Raw genomic sequence first — 5,317 nt, forward strand, 5'->3', positions numbered from 1 at the left:
AGGCTCCCAGTAGACGACTGGGTTGATAGGCCGGATATGGAAGCACGGTAACGTGTGGAGTTGACCGGTACTAATAGGCCGAGGGCTTGTCCTCAGTTGCTCGCGTCCACTGTGTTGGTTCTGAAACCACGAACAGCCCCATGCTGCCACAGCGTGGTGCGGCTGACAGTTTCATAGTGTTTCGGTGGTTATAGCGTAGGGGAAACGCCCGGTTACATTCCGAACCCGGAAGCTAAGCCTTACAGCGCCGATGGTACTGCAGGGGGGACCCTGTGGGAGAGTAGGACGCCGCCGAACAATTTTTGAAAAGGCCCACATCTTACGGTGTGGGCCTTTTTGTGTTTTCACGGGGATGTCACGACGGCTGGACCAGCTTTGTGTCGTACGCCAGGATCACTGCCTGAATGCGGTCGCGGGAACCGGTCTTCGCGAGGATGCGGCCGACGTGGGTTTTCACCGTCGACTCGGCCAGGTGGAGGCGCGTGGCTATCTCCGTGTTCGTCCAGCCCTTGCCGATGACCGTGAGGATTTCCCGTTCCCGGTCGGTGAGGGAAGCGAGGCGGGGATCCTCCTGGGGCGCGGTGTCCGTAGCCGGGTCGGTCGGCAGGTGGTGGACGTAGGCGTCGAGGAGGCGGCGGGTCAGGCTGGGGGCGACGACCGCGTCGCCGGTGGCCACCGCGCGGATGCCGGAGAGCAGTTCCTCGGGCTGGGCGTCCTTGACCAGAAAGCCGGAGGCGCCCGCGCGGAGGCCGGCGTAGGCGTACTCGTCCAGGTCGAAGGTCGTGACGATCAGGATGCGGGTGCGGTCGCCGGCGGCCGTGATGCGGCGGGTCGCCTCGATGCCGTCCAGGCCGGGCATGCGGATGTCCATGAGGACGACGTCGGGGTGCAGTTCTGCCGCCATGCGGACCGCTTCGCTGCCGTTCGCGGCCTCGCCCACGACCGTCATGTCGTCCTGGCTCTCCAGGAGCATGCGGGAGCCGAAGCGCTGGAGGGGCTGGTCGTCGGCGATGAGGACCGTGGTCACTGCGGGGTTTCCTCCGGGAGGTGTAGGCGGACGCGCCAGCCGTGCTCTGGGTGCGGGCGGGGGCCGGCCTCAAGTGTGCCGCCGTAGAGGGCGGTTCGCTCGCGCATTCCGGGGAGTCCACGACCGCCTCGGGCCGGGCCGTCGGGTCGGTTGCCGTTGCCTGTGTCCGTGATCGTCACTGTCACGGCTCCTTTGTCCTCGTAGGACAGCTCTATCTCCGCGGTGGCGCCTGCGCCGGCGTGTTTGAGCGTGTTGGTGAGGGCTTCCTGGATGACGCGGTAGACGGTGAGCTGGCGGCCTGGAGGGAGGGTGGGGCTGCCGTGGGTGGTGGTGTGGACGGGGAGGCCTGCGGAGCGGACGCCGTCGAGGAGCTGGTCGAGGTCGGTGAGGCCGGGTTGGGGGGTCAGGTCGGCCTGGTCGTGCTGTTCCTCCTCCCGCATGACGTCCAGGACGCGGCGGAGTTCGGTGAGGGCCTGGCGGCTGGTGGTGGCGATGGCGTCGAGGGCCTGGGCGGCGCGCTCCGGAGACTTGGCGGCCGCGTATCGGCCGCCGTCGGCGAGGCCGGTGATGACGGAGAGGTTGTGGCCGATGATGTCGTGCATCTCGCGGGCGATGCGGGCGCGTTCCGCGGCGGTGGCGAGTCGCGCCTGCTGGTCGCGTTCGGTCTCCAGGCGGCGGGCGCGGTCCTCCAGGGCCTCGGTGTAGTTGCGGCGGGTGCGGACCGTGACGCCGATGAGGGCGGCCACGGTGATGGACATCAGCTGCGAGCCGATCTGCTGGTCCCAGGTGCCCTCCCCGTGGCGGGCGACCGACACCAGGACCGGGGCGATCACCAGGGCCGTCGCCCACCACAGGTCGCGCAGAGGCCGGCGCAGGGCGATGTGGTAGACGACGGCGAGCTGGAGCAGGGCTGCCTGGAGGGCCGCGCCGGTCCATGCGTTGACGAGGGCGAAGAGGGCCATGGCGGCGAGGACGGCCCGGGGGTGGGTGCGTCGCCAGAGGAGGGGGATCGAGAGACCGAGGCTGAGGGTGAGGAGCAGCCAGCCGGGGACGTCGAGGTGGTGGGCGTTGTGGCGCCAGCCGCCGCCGACGTAGTCGATCAGGGCCGCTGTCACCCAGAAGCCGGTGATGTGCGCGTCCCACAGGAGGGGGTGGCGTCGGTCGAAGGCGCGCAGCCTGCGGGTGAGGCGGTGTGCGTAGTCGGTGAGGGGCTCCGGCGCCCGGTCTTCGTCTTCCGTCACGGGGTTCATCGTGCGGGTTTCCGATGCCGCTTGTCAGACGTCTCGGCGGCGTAGGACGGTCGCGGCCAGCGTGAGGGTCGCCGTCGTCCACAGGACCATGGCGAGCAGGGCGGCGCCCGGGGAGGCCGTGCCGGGCAGGGGCTGGGCGGTGGTGAGGGTTTCCAGGGCCTTGCCGGGGAAGTAGCGGACGGCGTCGTCGACGATCTCGTACGGGAGCATGGCCAGGACCTCCGGGACGATCATGATGAGGCCGATGAAGGCGCCGATGGCCATCGGGACCGAGCGGACCAGGGCGCCGATGCCGAGGGCGAGGACCGCGAGGAGGGTGAGGCCGGCCGCGTTGCCGACGAGGGCGCGCAGGACGCCGGAGTCGCCGAGGGCGGCGGACTGGTCGGTGCCGGAGAGGAAGGACTGGGCGAGGGGGAAGGTGACCAGGTTCGTCAGCAGGGTGAGGGGGAAGACGATCGCGGCCAGGACGGCTGCCTTGGACCAGAGGACGGGCAGGCGGCGTGGCACGGCGGTCATCGTGGCGCGGATCTGGCCCGTGGAGTACTCGCCGGCCGTGGCGAGGATGCCCAGCACGCCGAGGTTGATCTGGGCGAACTGGGTGCCGAGCAGGACGAAGACGACCGTGTCCATTCCGCCTTCGCCGGTGCCGTCGTAGGCGGCTCCCAGGCCCGCGCCCATGGCGGCGGTGAGGGCGCTGGTGGCGATGAGGGTGATCCAGGTGGAGCGCAGGGTCCAGAATTTGTGCCACTCGGAGCGCAGGACGCGGGCCGGGGTCACGCGGTGGGGGAGGGTCGCCGTGGTCATGCTGCCGCTCCTTCGAGGGTCGCCGGGTACTCCACCGCGTCGCGGGTGAGGTCCATGAAGGCCTCCTCCAGGGAGGCGGCGTTGGGGGTCAGTTCGTAGAGGGGGATGCCGTGGGCGGCTGCCGTGCGGCCGATGTGTTCGGCGTCCGTGCCGCGGATCTGGAGGGTGCCGGGGGTGTCGGTGGTGATGTCGACGCCGGGTGCGGTGAGGAGGGGTACGAGGTCGGAGGCCTGCGGGGTGACGACCTTGACGGTGCCCGCGCCGGAGTCGCGTACGAAGTCGGTGACGGTGGTGTCGGCGAGGAGGCGGCCGCGGCCGATGATGACCAGGTGTTCGGCGGTGAGGGCCATCTCGCTCATCAGGTGGGAGGAGACGAAGACCGTGCGGCCCTCGGCGGCGAGGGACTTGAGGAGGTTGCGGATCCACAGCACGCCCTCCGGGTCGAGGCCGTTGACGGGCTCGTCGAGGATGAGTGTGGCCGGGTCGCCGAGGAGGGCGGCGGCGATGCCGAGGCGCTGTCCCATGCCCAGGGAGAAGCCCTTGACGCGGCGGTGGGCGACGTCGGTCAGGCCGGTTAGGGCGAGGACCTGTTCGACTCGTGCCCGGGGGATGCCGTGGGTGTGGGCGAGGGCGCGCAGGTGGTGGTAGGCCGTGCGGCCGGGGTGGACCGAGCGGGCCTCCAGCAGGGCGCCGACCTCCGTGAGGGGCGCGGGATGGGCGGCGTAGGAGCGGCCGCCCACGGTGGTGTGGCCGCGGGTGGGGGCGTCGAGGCCGAGGATCATCCGCATGGTCGTGGACTTGCCGGCGCCGTTCGGGCCGAGGAAGCCGGTGACGGTGCCGGGGCGGACGGTGAAGGACAGGTCCGTGACGACCGTCCGGTCGCCGTAGCGTTTGGTGAGTTCGTGTGCCGTCAGCATGCTTCGATGGTCGTCCGGGCGGGGGCGGCGGGCGTCGGACCGGCGGTGGTTATCGGGGTGAGGGGTGTCGTACCCGGGTACTACCGTTGCCGGCATGAGTTATGTGATCCGGTCCGTCCGTGCTGATGAGTGGGCCGCGGCGAAGGAGCTGCGGCTCGCGGCGCTGCGGGATCCGGTGGCGCACCTGGCCTTCCTGGAGACGTACGAGGAGGCCGCGGCCAGGCCGGACTCCTTCTGGCAGGAGCGGACGGCCGGTGCCGCCGAAGGGGCGGACGCGGCGCAGCAGATCATCGCCGAGGGGCCGGACGGGCAGTGGGTGGGGACGCTGACCGTGCTCGTGGAGGAGCCCGGGACGACGGACTGGGCCGGGTTCCCGGTGGAGCGGAAGCAGGGGCATGTCGTCGGCGTGTTCGTACGGCCCGAGGAGCGCGGGAGCGGGCTGACCGAGGTGCTGTTCGACGCGGCTCTGGAGTGGGCGTGGGGGCGGGGTCTTGAGCGGGTGCGGCTCATCGTGCACGAGGAGAACGGGCGGGCGCAGCGGTTCTATCGCCGGGCGGGGTTCGTGCCGAGCGGGCTGACCGTGCCGCTGGGGGACGCCGGGGAGCTGGAGTTGGAGTTCGTACTCGAGCGGAGCTCTGCGGGGGTGCCCTTCTCAGACCGGTAGTTCGTCGTGCGGCCAGCGGGCGCGGCCCTGTTCGCGGGAGCGGAGCAGGGCCAGGGTCGGCAGGCCCCGGTCCGCTCCGGTGGCCAGCAGCTCCGGGAGCTGGGGGAGCGGGGCCACGGCGGCGACGTCGTCCAGGACGAGCGTGAATGGTGGGTCGAGGCGACCGGAGGATGACCGTTCGGCCATGCGCCGGCCGCGCTCGACCACGCTGGAGACGAGGGCCGTCAGGAGGGGCATCGCGCCCGGGTTCGTCCTGGGGTCCTCGATGGATTCACCCACCACATAAAGCGTGCCCCCTTCAAGGACGAAGGAATCCAAGGCGAGGGCATCAGTTCGGTTGGGCGTGCAGGCCTCGCGGATGTTGACCGTGGACAGGGCCGCGAGGGCACGGGTCGTCAGCTGCTGGGCCATGTCCCGGCGTTCGGGGTGGGCGGTGAGGGCGCCCTCGAGTTCGCCCGCGGAGCCCGGGGCGGCCTTGGGGTTGGTACGGAGGATGCGTACGGCGTCCTGGATCTGGGTGCCCTGGGACCAGCGGTGGACGTGGCGGATGGTGCGGCCGTCGATGGCGGCGGCGTGCAGATAGCTCCGCAGGAGTGTCTCGGCGGTGTCGCTGAGGGCTTGGTCGAGTTTGGCGGTGGGGCGGACGGGGGTGAGG

6 protein-coding genes and 2 rRNA genes are annotated in these 5,317 nt (G+C 70.8%); 3 read left to right on the forward strand and 5 right to left on the reverse strand.

What is annotated here, in order from left to right; translation table 11 throughout:
- A 23S ribosomal RNA gene (locus tag CA983_RS40285) occupies positions 1-94 on the forward strand; the annotation flags it as partial.
- A gap of 86 nt (positions 95-180) precedes the next feature.
- A 5S ribosomal RNA gene (rrf, locus tag CA983_RS40290) occupies positions 181-297 on the forward strand.
- A 58-nt stretch (positions 298-355) separates the two neighbouring features.
- Here the strand turns inward: rrf and CA983_RS40295 are convergent.
- The 4 genes from CA983_RS40295 to CA983_RS40310 are packed head-to-tail and all read right to left on the reverse strand — an operon-like array spanning position 356 to position 3,998.
- Positions 356-1,027, reverse strand: a complete 672-nt coding sequence (locus CA983_RS40295) for a response regulator (RefSeq protein WP_086605644.1) — start codon at positions 1,025-1,027, stop codon at positions 356-358.
- Entirely contained in the window at positions 1,024-2,277 is a 1,254-nt protein-coding gene (locus CA983_RS40300; protein WP_086605645.1) for a sensor histidine kinase, read from the reverse strand. Before CA983_RS40300 ends, CA983_RS40295 begins: the two co-directional genes overlap by 4 nt.
- A gap of 24 nt (positions 2,278-2,301) precedes the next feature.
- On the reverse strand, positions 2,302-3,081 hold the full coding sequence (locus CA983_RS40305) for an ABC transporter permease (RefSeq protein ID WP_086605646.1): 780 nt from the start codon (positions 3,079-3,081) through the stop codon (positions 2,302-2,304).
- Positions 3,078-3,998 carry an ABC transporter ATP-binding protein gene (locus tag CA983_RS40310; RefSeq protein WP_086605647.1) on the reverse strand — a complete coding sequence of 307 codons (921 nt, stop codon included), beginning with the start codon at positions 3,996-3,998 and terminating at the stop codon, positions 3,078-3,080. The genes CA983_RS40305 and CA983_RS40310 overlap by 4 nt, the downstream gene beginning before the upstream one ends.
- A gap of 94 nt (positions 3,999-4,092) precedes the next feature.
- Between CA983_RS40310 and CA983_RS40315 the strand changes: the two genes are divergently transcribed.
- Positions 4,093-4,662, forward strand: a complete 570-nt coding sequence (locus tag CA983_RS40315) for a GNAT family N-acetyltransferase (protein WP_086605648.1) — start codon at positions 4,093-4,095, stop codon at positions 4,660-4,662.
- On the opposite strand, the gene CA983_RS40320 is transcribed toward CA983_RS40315, so the two are convergent.
- Positions 4,651-5,317, reverse strand: a 667-nt coding sequence (locus CA983_RS40320; protein ID WP_158101937.1) for a type IV secretory system conjugative DNA transfer family protein, incomplete at its 5' end; no start/stop codon positions are given. The two genes, CA983_RS40315 and CA983_RS40320, sit on opposite strands and share 12 nt — an antisense overlap.

This window comes from Streptomyces swartbergensis (assembly GCF_002148965.1).
Classification (GTDB): Bacteria; Actinomycetota; Actinomycetes; order Streptomycetales; family Streptomycetaceae; genus Streptomyces; species Streptomyces swartbergensis.

Bases quoted from the DNA above. Each gene is read 5' to 3' on its own strand.
- CA983_RS40300 (WP_086605645.1), bottom strand. From the start codon at position 2,277: ATGAACCCCGTGACGGAAGACGAAGACCGGGCGCCGGAGCCCCTCACC.
- CA983_RS40305 (WP_086605646.1), bottom strand. From the start codon at position 3,081: ATGACCACGGCGACCCTCCCCCACCGCGTGACCCCGGCCCGCGTCCTG.
- CA983_RS40310 (WP_086605647.1), bottom strand. From the start codon at position 3,998: ATGCTGACGGCACACGAACTCACCAAACGCTACGGCGACCGGACGGTC.
- CA983_RS40315 (WP_086605648.1), top strand. From the start codon at position 4,093: ATGAGTTATGTGATCCGGTCCGTCCGTGCTGATGAGTGGGCCGCGGCG.